This window comes from Priestia sp. P1_B12_1, assembly GCF_056406695.1.
Genome location: NZ_JBFTZR010000006.1, coordinates 85,853 through 104,012, shown reverse-complemented (window position 1 = coordinate 104,012; position 18,160 = coordinate 85,853). Strand labels below are relative to the sequence as shown.

Genomic DNA, 18,160 nt, shown 5'->3' with positions numbered 1-18,160 from the left:
CATTGTTCAGCTTTTAAAATAACTGCTCATCTATATTTATAATGGAAGGAAGCAGACCTGGGAACAATTCCTCAAGTTCTTCTAAACGCAAGGAATAATAGTGCTGCGTACCTTCTATACGTAGTTTGATAATTCCAGCTTCGCGAAGTACTTTAATATGATGTGATAGCGTTGATTTTGATACATTTAATTTTTGATAATACGAACAGGTCTGCTCCTTTCTTGTCGCTAAACACTGTACAATTCGCAGCCGGTTAGGATCACTCAACGCGTGTAAAATAGGCGTTAATTTAATTTCAGATTTCGGTGGTTGATAAGGTTTTCTCATGCTTAAAATATAACACAGCTTCTTTTGTGTATCAATGTTCGATAACTTTCGAACTAAATTCCTTGCACTGTTATTTAATCGGTGTTATAGTTTCATTGTTCGATGATATTCGAACTTATCTTCATTTTAATCATAAATTGAATGAAAGATTAAAAACAAAACAAATAATATAAAGCACCATCATTATTAAAGGAGGAATCACCCATGATTCATTTACAAGCTTCAATGAAAGTTAACCCAGCAAAAAGAGAAGAATTTTTAGAAAACGTACAAGAACTAATTAAGCATTCTTTACAAGAAGAAGGAAACAGCAACTATCAACTATTTGAAGATGCTTTTACACCTAACACATTTATGATGATTGAAGAGTGGAAAAGCGAAGAAGCAATTCAAGCACACAATAAATCAGCTCACTTCCAAAGTTTTGTAGCATTTGCTCAAACTGGCGTACTTGTAGCACCTTTAGATGTAAAAACATTACAAGGTTAATCATAACTTCTTTGAAAGGATGACGCATCATGAATGAAGCAATTCGTACAATTCAAGATCATCGTTCTATCCGTCAGTATACAGACGAAGCAGTAAGTGACGAGCATTTAGATACGATTATTCAATCTGCTCAGTCAGCCGCTTCTTCTATTAATGGACAGCAAGTGACTATTATTAGCGTCCAAGATAAAGAAAAGAAGAAAAAACTTTCAGAGCTTGCCGGCAACCAAGCGTGGATCGACCAAGCTCCTCTATTTTTAATCTTTTGTGCAGATTTTAATCGTGCTAAGATTGCAGCTGAACTTAACGATGCCCCTCTTGGCGTAACCGATGGACTTGAATCAATCTTAGTCGGAGCAACTGATGCTGGAATTTCTTTAGAAGCCGCAACAGTTGCAGCAGAATCACTCGGTTTAGGTACAGTCCCAATCGGAGGAATTCGCAGAAAGCCGCTAGAAGTCATTGAACTGCTCGATTTACCGGAATACGTATTCCCAGTAAGCGGTCTTGTGGTTGGACATTCGGCAGATCATTCTGCGAAAAAACCTCGATTGCCACAAGCTGCTGTGCACCATCGTGAAAGCTATAATCACGACTTAAAGCCCTTGATTCAAGACTATGATGCTGAAATGGCAGAGTATATGAAAAAGAGAACAAACGGTGCTGATGACCGCAACTGGTCACAAACTGTATCAGCTATTTATAAAACCATTTATTACCCAGAAGTTCGAGCTATGCTTGAAAAACAAGGATTTAAATTCGAATAACCAAAAGCTGCGATGAACATCGCAGCTTTTTTTATCTACTTTAACAGCATGCTGAATAGACTAAAAGTAATACTCAATAAATGAGGTGTTGATATGGAGTTTATTTTAATTTGTAATTTTCTTTTAAGCGCAACCGCAGCGTTTTTATTGGTGCCGGCTTTTACAAAAAAGCACACTCTTCACGTGACTTTACTTTCTCTCCTTTTCCTCCTTTCAATTATTCCGACTTTTCTTCTCGCTAATCCACATATCGGCGTTTTACCTTGGGCTATTCGAGACGCTCTTCTATTGTTCGCTGCTTTCCTTTTCTTTTGTTTAACCTTCACTTTAAACAAATGGAAAACGCTTTTGTTTTTTCTTCTATTTTTACTGTCGATTGCTCCTCTTTCTTACGTCGTATATGATGACTTCACGCATACGTATATAGATGCCAATATTGGGCTTGGCCTAGGCTTTTTACTGACATGGCTCTTAACAGCTCTGTACAATATTTTGGCTATTCTTCGATTTTTTCGTCAGAAATCTCAGTAAACACATCAAAAATTAACAAACAAACGAATAGTTGATTTTATTTAGTATACGCTAACAACTGCACAGTCCTTCTCTTTACATAAAGCTGTGTATACTAAAAAAGGAGTGATACTTGATGAAACGACTATTCGTAATAGCAGCAGTGATTGCCTTCTTGGCGCTTAGCCGCATGTTAGTATTTGCCGCTGAAACACCTCCTGCTGCAGATGAGCGAACAGCTCAAAATGCAGAAGTTCGCATCGTTCATGCTTCACCGGATGCTCCGGCTGTAGACATTTTTGTGGATGACAAAGCTTTAGTAGAAGGAGCAAAGTTTAAAGATGTCGCCAACTCTTTGCCTTTGGCAGCCGGTTCTCATAAAGTAGAAGTATACGAAGCAAAGACAAAAGGAACAAAAGATTCCATCATCGAAGCTACCCTTGTTGTAGACGGTGGAAAATCGTATACAGTGGCCGCTGTAAATAAAGCAGAAAACCTTGAACTGCAGGCTTTCACGAATAATAAGCAAGGAATGGATGGAAAAGCAAGCTTACGTGTTGCTCATTTATCTCCTGATGCTCCTGCGGTAAACGTAGGTCCTAAAGGTGCTGCTCCTTTATTTAAAGATCTGTCTTTTAAAAGCATTTCAGGTTATCAAGTAGTAAATCCGGGTTCGTATGATCTATCTGTTTCCACGGCAGATGGAAAAGAAATACTAAGTCTTCCTGGAACAAATCTTCAAAGTGGTAAAAACTATACGGTTCTCGCAGTAAATACTGCTGACAAGCTTGAGACCATTGTTTTACAAGATAATTAATTAAAAAAACGTCATTTCAATTGAAATGACGTTTTTTATAGACTGCGCTGAATGAATTCCTCTTTTTTGTACTCATAGGTAGAAATATCGTTCCACAGTCGTTTTGAAAGCTCGTATTTCATACCTTCATATTTTTTTCTAGCACGTTCGTTCGAGCGTAACTGCTCCCTGAAATTAATTCGTTCGTTCCAGTAAGGTGATTCACTGACCGTTACGTACACATGACTTCTTCTCGCATCATGTGGAATGAGCTTACGTGCATTTTTAGCTGTCATAATTGGAGGGTAGTGTGCAGCTGGAACGCCTTCTTTTAATAAGACAAACATCTCTTTTTCTGCTACATATACGTGAGATTTATTTTTTAATATAGCGCGCACTTCATTTATATCTTCTTCGCGTTTGACTCCGATTAAAATATCAACGATTGGTGAACCAGCCAATCCTGGAACGGACGTGCTTCCAATATGTTCGATGTCTACTGAAAAATCTCTTAGTGTATTAAGCAACGCTTCTTTTTCCATTTGATACAAAAGCGACCACTTTGTTTCATACTGAACAATCTTTCGCATATCAGTTTCCACCCTTTCACTTTTTTATACTGTACCATGTTTTAAAGTAAAAAGAAAGAATTTTCTAACTATTTACTTTTGGTTTGCGCTACGAGCTTTATACCCCTCCAGACAGGCTTTGTATTATTTTATATATTTTTGTTATTTTTATTCTAAATGTTTCATAATTGTGGATGTTTCCTCCTCCAAAAGATAGATACGCTTTTATTTTCTATCTCTCCTCTATCATATTCACACTCAGCTGTTTTATACTATTTTACGTTCTTACTAGTAGAAGACACATCCTCAAAATGTAGATGAACAAAGGATTAAAGGTCTTTAATATCGCTAAATTCCACCTTTAATATAATTATATTTTACATTAATGTAAAATTTTATCGGCAAAGATGGCAGATAGTTCAAATTCATTATACAATTGAATTTCGACATATAGTATGATGGATAATATCGGTATTATGAGATAATAGTAGATTTAACTCAAAATTTTGGACTATTTGCCGATATATGATTTGTATACCAATAACCTTATGTTGAAATTTGTAATTTGCAAGGAGGAAAAAATGAATAAAAAACATGTCATGTACACAGCCGTTTCTTCTGTTCTTTTAAGCTCTTCATTGCTTTTGAATTCAATTGATGCAGATGCAGCTGAATCGGCTAAAGTAACTGCTACATCGTTAAATGTACGTGCAACGCCTAGTACAAGCGGTGCTATCGTTGGAAAAATAACGAAGGGAAACACCGTTGATATAGTAGATGAAAGCAAAGGATGGGCTAAAATTACCTATAACGGTAAAGAAGCTTGGATTTCATCTCAATACATAAATAAAACGCAAACAAACAGTACGTCTACCGCAAATTCGACATCGAAGTCAGCGGTCGTTAATGCGAGCTCATTAAACGTTCGCTCTTCTGCAAGCACAAGCGCGTCCATCGTGACGAACTTACCGCGCAATTCGAAAGTAACCGTGTTAAAAGAAAGCGGGTCTTGGTCCCAGATTAAAACGGCAAGCGGTCAAACGGGCTGGGTAGCAAGTCAGTACCTACAAGCAGGCTCTGGCTCCTCTGCGCCAGCTAAGGATTCTGGCTCTACAACATCGAAGTCAGCGGTCGTTAACGCTAGCTCATTAAACGTTCGCTCTTCTGCAAGCACAAGTGCGTCCATCGTAACGAACTTATCCCGTAATGCAAAAGTAACGGTGGTAAAAGTAAGCGGATCGTGGTCGCAAATTAAAACGGCAAGTGGTCAAACGGGCTGGGTGGCGAGTCAGTACCTACAAGCAGGCTCCGGTTCTTCTACGCCGACTAATGACTCTGGTTCTACGTCAACCAAGCCAGCGGTCGTTAACGCCAGTTCATTAAACGTTCGTTCTTCTGCAAGCACAAGTGCGTCCATCGTGACGAACTTACCGCGCAATGCAAAAGTAACCGTGTTAAAAGAAAGCGGATCCTGGTCCCAGATTAAAACAGCAAGCGGCAAAACAGGCTGGGTGGCAAGTCAATACTTACAAACAGGTTCTGGACAGTCTTCACAAACAGCCCAGTCGATTCAAATTACAAAAGCTTCAAATTTACGCACTCAGCCGAGCTTAAATGCGGGAATCATTCGCGTAGCAAAAGCAGGTGAAAGATTCAAAAAAGTAAACGAAACGAATGACTGGGTGCAAATTCAGTACTCTGCCAGTCAAACAGCATGGGTATCAAAAGGGTTAACAGCTGCGGCCGATTCTACAACTTCAGCTAGTTTGCCTTCCTCATCTGCTGCTTTAAAAGATAAAATTATTGTAGTAGACGCTGGGCACGGCGGATATGATCCTGGCACTTCAGGCAAGTCATCGATTGAGAAAAATTTAGCGTTAACAACAGCAAAACTTGTGGCAAGCCGCTTAGCTAATGCTGGAGCAAATGTATTTATGACGCGTTCAAACGATACTTTTATTTCACTAAGCGGACGAGTGAACGTTAGTGAAGCAAAGCATGCAGATGCATTTATCAGCATTCACTATAACGCGTCTACTACATCGTCTGCAAACGGCATCGCATCATTTTATTACAGTGAATCTAAAGATAAAGAATTAGCAAAATACATTCAAGAAAGCATGGCTGAAAACGCGCCTTCTATGAAGGATATGGGGGTTCGTTTTGGAGATTATTATGTTACTCGAGAAAACAACCAGCGGGCTGTACTTCTTGAATTAGGCTTTTTATCAAATGCTCACGATGAGCAAATTGTTTCTTCTAACGCGTATCAGCAGCAAATATCTACAGGTATTTACCAAGGAATTGCTCGATATTTTGCAGCTAATAAATAATAAAAGCCCTCATTATGAGGGCTTTTATACTACCAGCTTGCTTTTTTAACACCTGGAATTTGTCCTTTGTAGGCTAATTCCCTAAACGCGATGCGTGACATTTCAAATTTTCTAAGGTAGCCTCTCGGACGACCGGTAACGCGGCAGCGATTATTTAAGCGCGTTGGCGAAGAATCTCTAGGCAATTTTTTTAACGCTTCGTAATCTCCTTTTTCCTTCAGCTCTTGGCGCAATTGCGCATACTTCGCTACCATTTCTTGACGCTTTTGTTCTTTTACAACTTTTGATTTTTTAGCCAAACTCTTTGTCATCCTTTCGTTTTATTACTTTTTTATTTGAAATACGTAATCATTACGATTTAATTATTTTGAGCAAGTTACTCTTTTAATTTAATCATATTCTCTTCATTCTTTCAACTTGTTTGCTTCCACGCTTACATGTAGCCTAACTATAGGCTGCTGCATAAACATAAATAAAATTGTATGTCAAATGTAATTAATTCCTGCATCTCCTATATCATACAAAGAGCCCTACATATTCCATATTGTAGGAGGATTTGTATTTACAGATAATATTTCAATAATATTACAGTTCATTTACATATTAATAACTTCGACAAATTTAGCGGTTATCTAGTATATAATCATCTTAGAAATTCCAAAAATAATATTTTGCGTACTCAATAAAATATAAAAGTAAAGGTGATTAAAAAATGAAATCGACTGGTATTGTAAGAAAAGTAGATGATTTAGGTCGTATCGTAATTCCTAAAGAGTTAAGACGTGTTCTTGAAATAGATGTAAAAGATCCTGTTGAAATTTTTGTCGAAACAGATCGAATTATTTTAAAGAAATATGAGCCGAACGGTGCTTGTGCGATTACTGGCGAAGTATCTTCTGACAACGTAACAATTGCAGATGGCAAATTAACTTTAAGCCGCGAAGGTATGGAGTTATTGCTTGAAGAGTTAAAACAACGTAATTTCTAATATTAAGAAAAGCAGCTGCTCATATGCAGCTGTTTTTCTTATTGATAAAGTTTTTTCTTCGCTTTCTGATTTTCAAATGCTATACTCAGAAGCGAATACATAATAAAGGAGCCTTTCATCATGACAGTTGAACAAATGACTCATCACTTTTTAGCACATCGAAACGTAACTAATGAATTAATCAACAAAATTGAAGCAGGTCACTACGAATACAAGCCTGCCCCGACATCTATGTCCGCTTTTGACTTATCTACGCATATTTTAACATCCTTTTATGCATTTGCATCAGTGGTAAAATCCGGTGATTTATCTCCACTTGGTCAAAAAGCTGATTTCAGTAATAAATCATTATCGGACCTTGCAGCTGAATATACGAAAAAAACAGTAGACGTATTACGCTCACTTAGCGAAGATGATTTAAACAAGACCATTGACGCAACTGCAGCGTTTGGAAGAAAACTTCCTGGAAGACAACTTTTACAAATGGCCATTGACCATGAAATTCATCATAAAGGAAATTTATACGTCTACGTACGTGAGATGGGTCATACAGATCTTCCTCTATTTGTTCAGTTCGGTTAATGGTTATAAAATAGTTCATGCTTATCAGCGCCCAAACTAGAAGTTTGGTGCGCTTTTTCTTTGGAGTTTTCGGCATAATAAGTAAGATATATGGTATAATTCTATCAATAACTTCATATCTACTATTCAAAGCTTGTTTCTTCTTATAAAACGATAGTCATCATCTTTTACAAAGGAGGAATCACTTCATGAGTCAAACTGTTAATCAACAAAAAATTGCTCAAGTGTATCATCTTCCGTTTGTTTCTTCATTTGGAGGAAGTGCTATGAACCTTCTTTCTCCTCAAGCTGGCGAACATATTTTAGATATTGGCTGTGGCACTGGCGAATTTATTTCGCAGCTCAATAAGCTTCATGTCCGTGCAACAGGCATCGATTGCTCTGAAAATATGATTGAACAAGCTCGTCATCAGTATCCAACTCTATCCTTTGAACAGTTAAATGCCCTTAACCTTCCTTATTACGAACAATTTGACGCAGTTTTTTCCAATGCAACTTTACACGACATCCGTCCTCCTCACCTTGTCATTAAAAACATTTACAATGCTTTAAAACCAAACGGCCGATTTGTAGCAGAATTTTGGGGAAAAGGAAACATGGACGAAATTTTCACAGAAATCATTCGTCAATTTAAAACGTTTGATATCCCTTATAACGATGTAGATTTCCCATGGTACTTTCCTTCTGTAGCTGAATATTCTTCTCTTTTGGAATCACAGAATTTTCAAGTCACCACGGCTATTCACTACAGCCGCCCCTTCTTGTTAAAAGGGGAAAACGGCTTGCGTAATTGGTTAGAAACAAATGCAGCCCCTCTTTTTGCTCACGTGACGACAGAAACTAAAAATGTCCTCATTACGCGCTTAGAAAATCGAATGCAAGACAAATTATTTCAAAACGGATCTTGGCTGGCAGAAGCTAAACATATACGTGTACATGCTGTAAAACGAGATTAAAAAATGGACGTGATTCTATTCACGTCCATTTTCGTTAAAGTGCAGCCAATATCCTTTTCCTCGAATCACTTCGATTTCTAAATATGTTCCTATTTTTTTGCGAACCCGGTAAATCAGCGCATTCAGCTCTTCTGCTGCTACTAGAATTTCTCCATTTGACTCTACTCGTTCAGGCCAAACGCTTTTTTTTAATGCTTCTTTTGAAACAAATTGATTGTTGTATTCTAGAAGATAAGCTAAGCACGCGTATTCTTTATCTGACAGAATATACGTTTCCTCTTTTACTTTTACTTTCTGCAAAATTGGATCTAATGTGTAAAATGGCTTATTTATTTGTTTTAGCAAAGGTCCTAAATCGAGGGTTGCATCCATATCATCATTTCTAAATACTAAAGCTGCCTCTTCATTTGCTAAGGTAATGACATCCTGCTCTTTCAATAAACGAGGGGTTCCAGGCTGTAACTCTTCTCCATTTACTTTTGTCCCGTGTTTACTAAACAAGTCTGTAATGAAAAAAGCATTGCTTTCGTACGTTACTTCAAAATGCTTGCGTGAAATGTAAGCACTTTGAAAGGCCAGATAAGGCTCCCATTCTTCACTGCTTCGTCCGATAATACAGGATTTATCTTTTGGAATAGGCACGGAAGCTCCTTCATAAAAAGGAGCACCGTTCTGAATAATCAACATACCGTTCATTGTTTGCTCACACTCTTTTTTAAAATTTTCTGACTCTTATCATGTAATTATAACACTCACATTTATTGAGATTTCTTCCAACTTTGGATAACATCATAGTATAGTCAGTTATATGATAAAGGTTGTTGCCATGTAAGTAAACCTTTAGAGCAGTCCTTTTCTAACTGAAAAAATACGTATTCTTTGCACTGCTGTAACGGGGATACAATTTTTTGTAAAATAATTTGATTTTTAGTAACTTTGACATATGTTCTCTCTTTTTAAAGCGGAGTAAAATAGGAAAATACGTGAAATATTTACATAATGGAGGAAGACCAATGGGACGTTTGCCAAAAGATAGAGAAATTCAAGCGATTAAACGACGCGTTGCACTGGTATTGTTAATTATTGGATCATTTATTTTAACAGGTGCTAGCTTTAGCATTTATTGGTTTATGATGTTAAAAATATAAGATTTTTTTATAAAATAAAGAAAAAAGACATGGTTTTGTTTCCATGTCTTTTTTAGGTTTATTCTTTCTCAGACACTCCCGCAGATTGAAACGTGGCCATATTGGCAATCATCAGTGAAGCCGAGTGCAGCAGCGGAAATGTAACAGCAGCTCCACTTCCCTCACCTAACCGAAGATTGAGGTTGAGGAGCGGTTTCTTGCCAAGAAGCTTCATTGCACACGCATGGCCTTGTTCAACAGATTCGTGACTAGCAAACATATAGTCTCTTGCTTGTGTATTGATTTCTGTCGCTAGAAGGGCTGCAACTGTACAAATAAAACCATCTACTAAAATAGGAATACGGTGAGCAGCTGCCGCCAGCATAGCGCCTGTCATCCCGGCAATTTCAAGACCCCCTATTTTACTGATAATATCAATCGGATCCTGAGGGTTGATGTGCCTGTTTTGCAGCGCTTCTTCAATCACGTTCACTTTGTGGCGCAGTTGTTCATCAGAAATCCCTGTGCCCATTCCTGCAAGCTTAGAGACTTTTTCTCCTGTCAATACAGCTAAAATAGCCGTGCTTGACGTAGTATTTCCGATGCCCATTTCTCCTACAATCAAACATTTGATTCCTTGGGCAATAAGCTCTTCAGCTTCTTCATATCCGACTTGAACAGCCAGTTCTGCCTCACTGCGCGTCATCGCGTCTTCTTTATAAAAACTTGCTGTGCCCAGCTTCACTTTGCGTTGTACAAGGTCCTTATGGGAAAGGTCAGAAGCAATGCCGATGTCAATCAGTTTGAACTGGGCATCTATTTGCTGACTAAACACGTTAATAGCTGCTCCTCCCTGTAAAAAATTCAGCGCCATTTGTGCCGTTACGTCTTGTAGATAAGCTGAAACTCCTTCTTTTACAATTCCATGATCACCTGCAAAAACGAGGACTCCTGGCGGCGTGACCGTCGGAAAAACTTCCCCGGTCATGGCCGCTAATTCCACTGCTATTTCTTCGAGTCTGCCAAGGCTTCCTATCGGTTTGGTTAATGTATCAATATAGCGTGCCGCTTTTTCGCCAGCGCTTGTTTGAAGCGCTGGAATATATACGTTTATCATATGTACAGCTCCTTTATTTCAGCAAATGTCTACCGTTTAATTTAACAGGATTTTGTTTATTCTGGCTAGTCTTTTTTAAAGTAGATAATTGGATAGAGTTCCCAAGACTTAGTTATACTAGTAAGAGTTGCGTATAGGCAGTATTTTGAAAGGAAAGATTTTATGACAACGAAACAGCACAAAAAGGAAAAGGCAGGTCGGCTCATTTATCGCTACATTATGATGTTAATTGGGGCTTCCTTGGCTGCCGTTTCTATCGAATTATTTCTAGTCCCAAATTCCGTAATTGATGGCGGTATTATCGGTATTTCTCTAATTTTAGTGTACTTAACGAAATTGCCGTTCAGTCTTCTTATCATCATCTTTAATCTCCCTTTTTTATATAGTGGATACAAACAAATTGGTCGTAACTTTTGCTTTTCATCTATGTTTGCAGTCGTTGCTTTATCCATTGTAGAATCTCAATTGCACCATGTTCCAGCCGTAACATCTGAACCGCTTCTTGCTACTGTATTTGGCGGGCTGCTGTTGGGAGCAGGTGTAGGAACGGTCATTCGTCACGGCGGAGCATTAGACGGAACTGAGATTTTAGGTATTTTATTAACAAAAAAAATCCCGTTTTCTGTGGGCGAATTTGTGATGTTTTTAAATATCTTCATTTTTGCTTGGGCAGGGTTTGTGCTAGGTTGGGAACAGGCCATGTACTCAATTCTTACGTACTATATTGCTTCTAAAACAATCGATGCGATTATTCAAGGGCTTGATGAAACAAAAGCAGCTTTTATAGTTTCAAATCACTATGAAGAGCTATCAGACGCTATTACGCATCGTTTAGGCCGCGGCGTGACGAAACTGTATGGTAAAGGCGGATTTGAAGGTACAGAAAAAGAAGTCATATACGTAGTGGTGACGCGTTTAGAAATTACCAAGCTTAAAACCATTATTTCCGAAATAGATCCACATGCCTTTACAACCATTATGGATACCCAAGAAGCGCATGGCGGCAAATTCAAATCAGCCATCCACTAACTATACATAAGCGTGGATTTCTCTGAGCATGCTAATAGCTGACTACCCGTAAAGGAGCTCACCACAATGAAAGAACAAATGTCCAACTTATTTCACCAATTAAAACAGTCGGTTTCTGATGTATCTGATAAGTTATATGACAAAGTACATACGCTGCAATCATCACCAGGAGTGAGTGTGTTTGAACTGTACGAATGGATTAAAGAAAACCCCAGCACACGTGTACAAAAGCAAACGCTGCTCGGGATTTCGTACTCTTTCTATACACTCCACATAGACGGCGTTTTTTTCTATATGGAAACGAAATATGATTATTTACTTTACATGACTATTTATAGTCCAACACGTCATTATTTCACTTATCATTCTTACAGAGATTCTTTATCAACCGTGACTCCCTTGGCGTTTCCTATTACTAAATAATAAAAAGCTCCTCAATCGAGGAGCTTTCTTTATATGATTATCTTCCTTTTCGGACTTTAAAGATAAACAGCGCAAGTAAAAAACCGCTCGTCGCAGTTACTATTTTCCACGCGTTTAAGATTGGATTTTTTTTCAAGGTCCTGCTCCTTCCTTGCGGCTATACTAAAAATAGGATGGCCGCCTTTCAAACAGCTAGTCCAACTTCCCCCTACTATTGATACAATCATCTAACATATAGCCCACCGACATTTTCATCAATTTCACTTTTCATACTATAACATATTTTTGCCATTTAGTAGAAGTCTTAAAAGTAAAAGCTGCACTTCTCTTAAAAAAAAAGGTATTGAACCCCTGCATTTTCTTTACCGTTCATTTTTTGATAAAGGTTTTGAGCCACTTTATTTTCACTGCTGCACTCAGCGGTCATCCCTGCAAACTCATACTTTTGAGAATAGGCCAGGCAGATCTTAAACAAACGTTCACCAATTTTATTTCCTCTGTTTAAAGGAGATACGTACAAGTCTTTTAAGATGGCTGTTTCTTTAAAATAATTGGTGCTCCACGATACGTACACCGTCGCAAAACCTACTAGTTTCCCTTCCAATTCAGCAACAAACTGGATACCATAGGAAGGATTATTCAATAAGCGCTTAATATGTAAAGTTAAAGCTTTCCGGGAAGGGGCAGGCTGCTCACAGAATTTTACTATATATTCTTGCATTAACGTAGCCAGTCGCTCTCGATCAGTTTCAACCGCCTGTCGAATGACAACCATTTAATCACTCCTTTTAGCTGAACGCTCTTAACATAATTCGATAGCCATACTTTATTTCCTTTCGTTTTCGTGAAAAGCTCCCTACTTTTACACAAGGGGTATTTAAGGCAAACAACCTTATACGGCTTATGGTTGAGGAGAGAAAATACGATGTTTTAAAAAAGGTTGCAAATAGCAACCTTTTTTAGTTAGCAAGCGCATAATTTCGTAAGAATAAACCTACACAGCCGCTGATTACAATCAGTCCTCCTGCTGTTAGAAACGCCGCCGTTACATTTAGCGAAGCAATAGCTCCAAGCAGCAGCACCGAAAGCCCAAACGTCACATATGAAACGCTAAGCGTAGCGGAAAGTACCTTAGAAAGCTTTTCTAAAGGAACGGCCGTTTGTGTAAGCGTGTAAGAACACGTAGCGCTTATTTGAAGGGCAATGCCAATAGCAAAACTAAGTAAAAGTGAAAGAAAAGGAGCAGGCATCACTCCGAACAATAATGTAAAGAAACCTGATAAAAGACTGCCTAGTGTTACGATATGATAAAGACTTTTCTCTTGTTCAACTGAAATCTTCAACAAAACGAAACCTCCAAGAACCGTTCCAACAAAAAAACTGCTGTTGATATATCCCCACCAAGCTTCATTTTTATTTAATATCTCTTTCACAAACACGTAGACAATTGCTGATGCCCAAACGCCGGCAGCCATTCCTTCTAAAACCTCCATGACTAATAAAACCCGCAGGCGCGGATAATGCCAAATTAGCTTCCATCCCTCTTTTAACCCTTGTTTTTGCTTCGTCTTAGAAGAATGAGCGTTAATACGAATAGCCTGCATAAATACGATTGACAAACTGAATAACGAAAATGACAGCCATAAAAGGCCAGTAGCATCCCAGCTAATGATCAGAAAGCTTCCAAGCGGATAGGCTGCAATTTGAATCGTTTGATTGGTGACATTAAACATACTGTTCCATTTCAACAGCTTCTCTTTATCTACTAAATGAGGAAGCATAGAGCTTTGAACCGGAGCTGCCCACCCATCGAAAAAAGCGATAAGCGACACGCAGCACAGCATGCTGATAAGCGACATATTCCACAGGAAAAACATAGACAAAACACTGGTTTTTAACAGCTGAGACACAACAAGAATACGCTTAGCCCTGTAGCGATCTATAAGAAAAGGCACAGTAAAACTGCTCAAAAACTTAGCAGTCGTAATGGTAAATGGAATGCATGAAAGCAGCACAGGAGAACTATTTTGAGCATAAAGAATGCTGATTAACGCAACAATATATAATACATCTGCTAAATTGGCTTGACTTTGACCAAACCATAAAAAAAGTACGGAACGATTTTTCACGACAATCCCTCTTTCTTTTTAGTATGACTGAAAAGAAAGAGAATCCTACACGTAATCAACCCCTTTTATATAGCGGCTTGCTTTTACCGACTTATTACAATCGTATGCTTTTTACAAAACACAATTTATATATATATTTAAAAATACAAACAGTTAAACAGTATCGTAAAAAATCAAGAAATTGTCGTGAAAACGAAGTTAGATTAACTATAGAATATCAGAGTTATAGAATCAATACTTTTTACATAATTTTCTTTTTTCTTCTTTACTTCTAAATAACCTAAGCTTGCCATATACATAGATGGACGAGTACTCCTATTAAAATTTAACGTATAGGGTGAGGAATATTTTTTCGAGAGTGGTTTCGATTTGCTGTGGAAGCTTATTAATTGGACTAGGGCTAAACGGATTTATTGCTCCGTATCACTTACTAGACGGTGGACTTATAGGATTTGGGCTTATCGTATATTATGTGTTTGGAACTCCTATCGGACTGTCCATTTTCTTTTTGAACGTACCTGTCTATTTATATGCTTTTTTTCGTCATCGTCAAAACTTTTTTTATGGAAGTATAGGTTTATTTGTTTCTTTTTTTATGACAGAATGGCTCTCTATTCTCGAAGGTACGCTGGAGCTTCCTTTGCTCTTTAGCTCATTGCTTGGAGGCGCACTCGTAGGAATGGGAATAGGGCTGATGCTTCGCTACGGCATCAGTTCGGATGGGCTTGATTTAATTGCCATTATTGTATCGAAAAAATGGAAAATCAATATAGGAATAACCATTTTTATCTTAGACAGTACGATTATGATAGTGGGCTTACATATTATCGGATTTACTGCTTTTTGCTACTCCATGCTTGTTATTACGATGAGCAGCATAATGATTATGCTCTTTACTTCTCCGCGATGGCTGTCTTCATAAAAAAAACGCTGGAACTTCCAGCGTTTTTTTATCTATTTCCGACTATCATATTGATGTGATTGTGGAGAACCGTAATCGTTGAAGGTGTCGTCGTTTCTTTTTCTCCATCACAATCTACCGTTTTTTCAGGAGTAGTTTCAATATGAACTTCTTTTGCACGAAAATGCATAAGGTTGCTTTCAGGGTTAAGCTGTTCCTCATCAGGGCTTGTTTGTAACCATGCCATAACCGGCTCGATTCCCATTTCTTTAATAACGAATACATCTAATAATCCGTCTTGAAATGAGCTGTTTCCTAGCATAGCGCGAGTTCCTCCTAAAAAAGGACCGTTTCCAATTAACACCATAACAGCTTCTCCTTCATAGGAAGCTTTTTCGCTCGTCATTTTTAATTGAAAAGGCTCTGCTTGATTTAAAGTTCTGCCTACGCTCATGTAGTAAGAGAGCTTACCAAATTTCTCTTTATTTTCTTCCAAAATATTTTCAGATACATCAGCTACGAGGCCGATTCCCCAAAAGTTTAAAAAATAATCTTCGCCATGTTTTCCAACATCCACTGCCTCGGTCTGCTTTTCTATAATTTGCTCCACCGCTTTTAAAGGATTTTGATTCATTCCAATTGCACGCGAAAAGTCGTTGCACGTTCCACCAGGTAAAATAGCAAATACAGGACGTTGCTGCAGCGGAGCAAGAGCATTAATGAGTTCATAAATTGTCCCGTCTCCTCCTGCTCCAATAATGACATCCGCTTTGCCTTCCAATTTTCTTACCAGATCGGCACCATCTCCAGGTTGCTCTGTTTTATATAAAGTAACCGTCTCAAATGCAGTGTTTAACCGATCACATATAAAGTCAATTTCATTTACTAATTTTTTGTTTCCTGCGTTTGGATTCAAAATCACTGCTGCCTTCATCTTTCTCTCTCCTCTATTCATATCTTCCGTTTCACTTTTTTTCCCTTTATTTTTAAAAAACAAACCTTTTCAAATATGAACGTTTTATGAAACCATTCCAATAGTACTTTTTTTACTTTCAAAACCTGCTATAATAATTTTCGGACTTGTATTAACAAAAGATGGTTATTGAGAGGAGCTTTCTATACGTGTCAATAAAATGCATGACGCAGCTATTTGCAAGTTGTTTTGTTTTTTTACTTTCCTCAGTCGCTACTTGGTATAACGGCTCTTCGATGCTTGAAGGACCTTTATCAGCTAGTTTGACCGGAGGGCTAACAAAGTCCTCGGCGGTTCATCACTATTCTCACATCGATTATTTGTTATATACAATTAAATTCCACCCTCAGTTTCCAATTATGATGATGGTGAGCGGAATTTATTTGATTGTATTACTATCTATTATTGGCTTCAAAAAGCGGTATGGATTGATTAGCTCCTGCTGTTTATGTATCACAGCTCTCTTATGCTACAGCAGCTATAAACTTTCACATACCCCTACCGAAGGTGAGCACGCCATGATTACCTCTAGCTTAGCTGCAGCAAGTTTATGCTTAGCAGTCGGATTATTCTATTTATTAAAGCGATTTTATTCTCAAAAAGAATATATTTAACCATATGAAAAAAACGTCGGATCTACCGACGTTTTTTATGTGAAAGCGAGTTTATTTATTGATTTTGTTCAACTGGCGTATAACCTATATACGCAGACTGAGGTCGGTAGATACGATTATTTTCTGACTGTTCTACGACATGAGCTGTCCAGCCAACTACACGGCTTGCTGTGAAGGTTGGGGTGAATAGTTCAGACGGAAGCTCAACCGCTTTCATAACCGCTGCAGCGAAATATTCTACATTGGTATAAATGCCTCGACCCGGCTTGTATTCATTGAGTAATTCAATGGTTTTATCTTCAATTTTAACAATTAAATCAAATAGCCCGTTGTCTCCTGAGATTTGTTTCGATACTTCTTTTAATGCTTCTGCTCTTGGGTCATGTGTACGATAAACGCGATGACCAAATCCCATGATTTTCTCTTTATTATCTAATTTTTTACGAACCCAAGGCTCAATATTCTCTTCACTTCCAATTTCATCAAACATGGTAATAACGCCAGAAGGAGCTCCTCCGTGAAGCGGACCTTTCATCGCGCCAATTGCTCCGCAAATAGCTGAAACCATGTCAGATTCGGTAGATGAAATAACGCGTGATGAGAAGGTTGAGGCGTTCATCCCATGCTCAATTGTCAAAACAAAATAGGCGTTCAGTGCAGTAACCAAACTTTGATCTGGAATTTCTCCGTTAATCATATATAAATAGTTTGCTACATGATCCAAATGCTCGTTAGGTTCTACTACTTCTAAATCATTCATTTTACGATACCAATAGGCAATAATGGTAGGTGTTACCGCTGTAATCGCAAGCGCCTGCTCTTTTGTCGGAGGCCAGCTGTATGAAGGGTCTCCTAATGCTGAGATACATGTGCGAAGCGCGCTCATCACTTCTGTATCTTTTGGCAAACAGTCCATTAACGCAACAATATTAGCTGGAAGCGTACGATGAGTCACCATTTTTTGTTTGAATGCTTTTAACTCATCATGATTTGGCAGCGTGCCGTTCCAAATTAAATAAGAAACTTCTTCAAAAGAATAATTGATCGCCAAATCTTTTGCCCAATATCCGCGATAAATCAGCTGACCTTTCTCTCCATCAACGTGCCCTACTTTTGTTTCAGCTGCAACGATTCCTTCTAGTCCTTTAACGTATGTCATCTCAACCACTCCCCCAATTATTTTTAACAAACCGGCCCTTTTTTCTATGTACGGCTCGTTTGTAGAATGAATAGACTCACCTTAGTGGTTCACTATACCATTTTATTCCTCTTTCTTAATTGTCAGAACAGTATACAAAATGAACATTTCAACACGTGTTATTTCTGCGCTCGCGGCTTTGTTTTACAGGAGAAAAAAATATTTTTCTAGGATTTTCTTCGAGGGTGCTTTTTTGTTAACGCTTACAAATATGTGGGTTTCTAACGTATTTAGAGGAATTTGATGTACTATTTTTAGATGAATCTCTATTCACTTCCTTATGTAAGAGTTTACATTTATTTGAATCATAAGTAAAATAGATAAATAGAAT

The 18,160-nt window shown here is 38.0% G+C and carries 22 protein-coding genes; 13 read left to right on the top strand and 9 right to left on the bottom strand.

Translation table 11 applies throughout. From position 1 onward, the window contains the following. Positions 1-13: 13 nt before the first annotated feature. Complete coding sequence (locus AC1D0Y_RS19685; RefSeq protein ID WP_013083811.1) at positions 14-328, bottom strand: ArsR/SmtB family transcription factor; 315 nt, start codon at positions 326-328, stop codon at positions 14-16. 204 nt (positions 329-532) lie between these two features. Here AC1D0Y_RS19685 and AC1D0Y_RS19680 point away from each other — a divergent pair, with 204 nt between their 5' ends. The 4 genes from AC1D0Y_RS19680 (at position 533) to AC1D0Y_RS19665 (ending at position 2,911) form a co-directional block, all read left to right on the top strand. Next, the gene (locus tag AC1D0Y_RS19680) at positions 533-817 is read left to right on the top strand and encodes a putative quinol monooxygenase (RefSeq protein WP_013057729.1); all 285 of its coding nucleotides are present in this window, start codon (positions 533-535) and stop codon (positions 815-817) included. A 29-nt stretch (positions 818-846) separates the two neighbouring features. Then, positions 847-1,584 (top strand): oxygen-insensitive NADPH nitroreductase, encoded by a 738-nt coding sequence (gene nfsA / locus AC1D0Y_RS19675; protein WP_028409167.1) that lies wholly within the window; start codon positions 847-849, stop codon positions 1,582-1,584. 93 nt (positions 1,585-1,677) lie between these two features. After that, entirely contained in the window at positions 1,678-2,115 is a 438-nt protein-coding gene (locus AC1D0Y_RS19670; RefSeq protein ID WP_028409168.1) for a hypothetical protein, read from the top strand. A gap of 115 nt (positions 2,116-2,230) precedes the next feature. Continuing rightward, entirely contained in the window at positions 2,231-2,911 is a 681-nt protein-coding gene (locus AC1D0Y_RS19665; RefSeq protein WP_028409169.1) for a DUF4397 domain-containing protein, read from the top strand. Between the two features lie 35 nt (positions 2,912-2,946). Here the strand turns inward: AC1D0Y_RS19665 and AC1D0Y_RS19660 are convergent, their stop codons facing one another. After that, positions 2,947-3,480, bottom strand: a complete 534-nt coding sequence (locus tag AC1D0Y_RS19660; RefSeq protein ID WP_028409170.1) for a GrpB family protein — start codon at positions 3,478-3,480, stop codon at positions 2,947-2,949. 560 nt (positions 3,481-4,040) lie between these two features. Between AC1D0Y_RS19660 and AC1D0Y_RS19655 the strand changes: the two genes are divergently transcribed. Beyond that, positions 4,041-5,792 (top strand): N-acetylmuramoyl-L-alanine amidase family protein, encoded by a 1,752-nt coding sequence (locus AC1D0Y_RS19655; protein ID WP_028409171.1) that lies wholly within the window; start codon positions 4,041-4,043, stop codon positions 5,790-5,792. A 29-nt stretch (positions 5,793-5,821) separates the two neighbouring features. Here the strand turns inward: AC1D0Y_RS19655 and rpsN are convergent, their stop codons facing one another. Then, a complete protein-coding gene (rpsN, locus tag AC1D0Y_RS19650; protein WP_013083817.1) occupies positions 5,822-6,091 on the bottom strand; it encodes a 30S ribosomal protein S14 in 270 nt (89 codons plus the stop codon). A 413-nt stretch (positions 6,092-6,504) separates the two neighbouring features. Between rpsN and AC1D0Y_RS19645 the strand changes: the two genes are divergently transcribed. From AC1D0Y_RS19645 to AC1D0Y_RS19635, 3 genes are all read left to right on the top strand, one after another. Further along, the gene (locus AC1D0Y_RS19645) at positions 6,505-6,780 is read left to right on the top strand and encodes an AbrB/MazE/SpoVT family DNA-binding domain-containing protein (protein ID WP_013057736.1); all 276 of its coding nucleotides are present in this window, start codon (positions 6,505-6,507) and stop codon (positions 6,778-6,780) included. A gap of 120 nt (positions 6,781-6,900) precedes the next feature. Then, complete coding sequence (locus AC1D0Y_RS19640; protein WP_028409172.1) at positions 6,901-7,362, top strand: DinB family protein; 462 nt, start codon at positions 6,901-6,903, stop codon at positions 7,360-7,362. A 188-nt stretch (positions 7,363-7,550) separates the two neighbouring features. Then, complete coding sequence (locus AC1D0Y_RS19635; RefSeq protein WP_013057738.1) at positions 7,551-8,318, top strand: class I SAM-dependent methyltransferase; 768 nt, start codon at positions 7,551-7,553, stop codon at positions 8,316-8,318. Positions 8,319-8,333: 15 nt separating this feature from the next. Here the strand turns inward: AC1D0Y_RS19635 and AC1D0Y_RS19630 are convergent, their stop codons facing one another. Continuing rightward, positions 8,334-9,014: an FHA domain-containing protein gene (locus AC1D0Y_RS19630; protein WP_028409173.1), complete on the bottom strand. Its 681-nt coding sequence runs from the start codon at positions 9,012-9,014 to the stop codon at positions 8,334-8,336. Positions 9,015-9,331: 317 nt separating this feature from the next. Between AC1D0Y_RS19630 and AC1D0Y_RS19625 the strand changes: the two genes are divergently transcribed. Continuing rightward, the gene (locus AC1D0Y_RS19625) at positions 9,332-9,466 is read left to right on the top strand and encodes a hypothetical protein (RefSeq protein ID WP_013057740.1); all 135 of its coding nucleotides are present in this window, start codon (positions 9,332-9,334) and stop codon (positions 9,464-9,466) included. 58 nt (positions 9,467-9,524) lie between these two features. On the opposite strand, the gene cobT is transcribed toward AC1D0Y_RS19625, so the two are convergent. Beyond that, a complete protein-coding gene (gene cobT / locus AC1D0Y_RS19620) occupies positions 9,525-10,562 on the bottom strand; it encodes a nicotinate-nucleotide--dimethylbenzimidazole phosphoribosyltransferase (protein ID WP_477707860.1) in 1,038 nt (345 codons plus the stop codon). Positions 10,563-10,724: 162 nt separating this feature from the next. Here cobT and AC1D0Y_RS19615 point away from each other — a divergent pair, with 162 nt between their 5' ends. Both AC1D0Y_RS19615 and AC1D0Y_RS19610 read left to right on the top strand, forming a co-directional pair. Next, entirely contained in the window at positions 10,725-11,591 is an 867-nt protein-coding gene (locus tag AC1D0Y_RS19615) for a YitT family protein (RefSeq protein ID WP_013057742.1), read from the top strand. 66 nt (positions 11,592-11,657) lie between these two features. After that, positions 11,658-12,014, top strand: a complete 357-nt coding sequence (locus AC1D0Y_RS19610; RefSeq protein ID WP_028409175.1) for a hypothetical protein — start codon at positions 11,658-11,660, stop codon at positions 12,012-12,014. A gap of 328 nt (positions 12,015-12,342) precedes the next feature. Here the strand turns inward: AC1D0Y_RS19610 and AC1D0Y_RS19605 are convergent, their stop codons facing one another. Beyond that, positions 12,343-12,789 (bottom strand): GNAT family N-acetyltransferase, encoded by a 447-nt coding sequence (locus AC1D0Y_RS19605; RefSeq protein WP_028409176.1) that lies wholly within the window; start codon positions 12,787-12,789, stop codon positions 12,343-12,345. A 184-nt stretch (positions 12,790-12,973) separates the two neighbouring features. Beyond that, positions 12,974-14,143 carry an MFS transporter gene (locus tag AC1D0Y_RS19600; RefSeq protein ID WP_477707859.1) on the bottom strand — a complete coding sequence of 390 codons (1,170 nt, stop codon included), beginning with the start codon at positions 14,141-14,143 and terminating at the stop codon, positions 12,974-12,976. A gap of 358 nt (positions 14,144-14,501) precedes the next feature. Here AC1D0Y_RS19600 and AC1D0Y_RS19595 point away from each other — a divergent pair, with 358 nt between their 5' ends. After that, positions 14,502-15,065 (top strand): YitT family protein, encoded by a 564-nt coding sequence (locus tag AC1D0Y_RS19595; RefSeq protein WP_016764744.1) that lies wholly within the window; start codon positions 14,502-14,504, stop codon positions 15,063-15,065. 28 nt (positions 15,066-15,093) lie between these two features. Here the strand turns inward: AC1D0Y_RS19595 and AC1D0Y_RS19590 are convergent, their stop codons facing one another. Next, the gene (locus tag AC1D0Y_RS19590; protein WP_025751162.1) at positions 15,094-15,978 is read right to left on the bottom strand and encodes a diacylglycerol/lipid kinase family protein; all 885 of its coding nucleotides are present in this window, start codon (positions 15,976-15,978) and stop codon (positions 15,094-15,096) included. A gap of 188 nt (positions 15,979-16,166) precedes the next feature. On the opposite strand from AC1D0Y_RS19590, the gene AC1D0Y_RS19585 reads away from it, so the two are divergent. Next, entirely contained in the window at positions 16,167-16,631 is a 465-nt protein-coding gene (locus tag AC1D0Y_RS19585; protein WP_223260182.1) for a DUF4306 domain-containing protein, read from the top strand. 55 nt (positions 16,632-16,686) lie between these two features. Here the strand turns inward: AC1D0Y_RS19585 and AC1D0Y_RS19580 are convergent, their stop codons facing one another. After that, a complete protein-coding gene (locus AC1D0Y_RS19580; protein WP_016764746.1) occupies positions 16,687-17,790 on the bottom strand; it encodes a citrate synthase/methylcitrate synthase in 1,104 nt (367 codons plus the stop codon). Between the last annotated feature and the right edge of the window lie 370 nt (positions 17,791-18,160).

Coding starts and splice junctions, on each gene's coding strand:
- AC1D0Y_RS19685 (WP_013083811.1), bottom strand. CDS start 328: ATGAGAAAACCTTATCAACCACCGAAATCTGAAATTAAATTAACGCCT.
- AC1D0Y_RS19680 (WP_013057729.1), top strand. CDS start 533: ATGATTCATTTACAAGCTTCAATGAAAGTTAACCCAGCAAAAAGAGAA.
- nfsA (WP_028409167.1), top strand. CDS start 847: ATGAATGAAGCAATTCGTACAATTCAAGATCATCGTTCTATCCGTCAG.
- AC1D0Y_RS19670 (WP_028409168.1), top strand. CDS start 1,678: ATGGAGTTTATTTTAATTTGTAATTTTCTTTTAAGCGCAACCGCAGCG.
- AC1D0Y_RS19665 (WP_028409169.1), top strand. CDS start 2,231: ATGAAACGACTATTCGTAATAGCAGCAGTGATTGCCTTCTTGGCGCTT.
- AC1D0Y_RS19660 (WP_028409170.1), bottom strand. CDS start 3,480: ATGCGAAAGATTGTTCAGTATGAAACAAAGTGGTCGCTTTTGTATCAA.
- AC1D0Y_RS19655 (WP_028409171.1), top strand. CDS start 4,041: ATGAATAAAAAACATGTCATGTACACAGCCGTTTCTTCTGTTCTTTTA.
- AC1D0Y_RS19645 (WP_013057736.1), top strand. CDS start 6,505: ATGAAATCGACTGGTATTGTAAGAAAAGTAGATGATTTAGGTCGTATC.
- AC1D0Y_RS19640 (WP_028409172.1), top strand. CDS start 6,901: ATGACAGTTGAACAAATGACTCATCACTTTTTAGCACATCGAAACGTA.
- AC1D0Y_RS19635 (WP_013057738.1), top strand. CDS start 7,551: ATGAGTCAAACTGTTAATCAACAAAAAATTGCTCAAGTGTATCATCTT.
- AC1D0Y_RS19630 (WP_028409173.1), bottom strand. CDS start 9,014: ATGAACGGTATGTTGATTATTCAGAACGGTGCTCCTTTTTATGAAGGA.
- AC1D0Y_RS19625 (WP_013057740.1), top strand. CDS start 9,332: ATGGGACGTTTGCCAAAAGATAGAGAAATTCAAGCGATTAAACGACGC.
- cobT (WP_477707860.1), bottom strand. CDS start 10,562: ATGATAAACGTATATATTCCAGCGCTTCAAACAAGCGCTGGCGAAAAA.
- AC1D0Y_RS19615 (WP_013057742.1), top strand. CDS start 10,725: ATGACAACGAAACAGCACAAAAAGGAAAAGGCAGGTCGGCTCATTTAT.
- AC1D0Y_RS19610 (WP_028409175.1), top strand. CDS start 11,658: ATGAAAGAACAAATGTCCAACTTATTTCACCAATTAAAACAGTCGGTT.
- AC1D0Y_RS19605 (WP_028409176.1), bottom strand. CDS start 12,789: ATGGTTGTCATTCGACAGGCGGTTGAAACTGATCGAGAGCGACTGGCT.
- AC1D0Y_RS19590 (WP_025751162.1), bottom strand. CDS start 15,978: ATGAAGGCAGCAGTGATTTTGAATCCAAACGCAGGAAACAAAAAATTA.
- AC1D0Y_RS19580 (WP_016764746.1), bottom strand. CDS start 17,790: ATGACATACGTTAAAGGACTAGAAGGAATCGTTGCAGCTGAAACAAAA.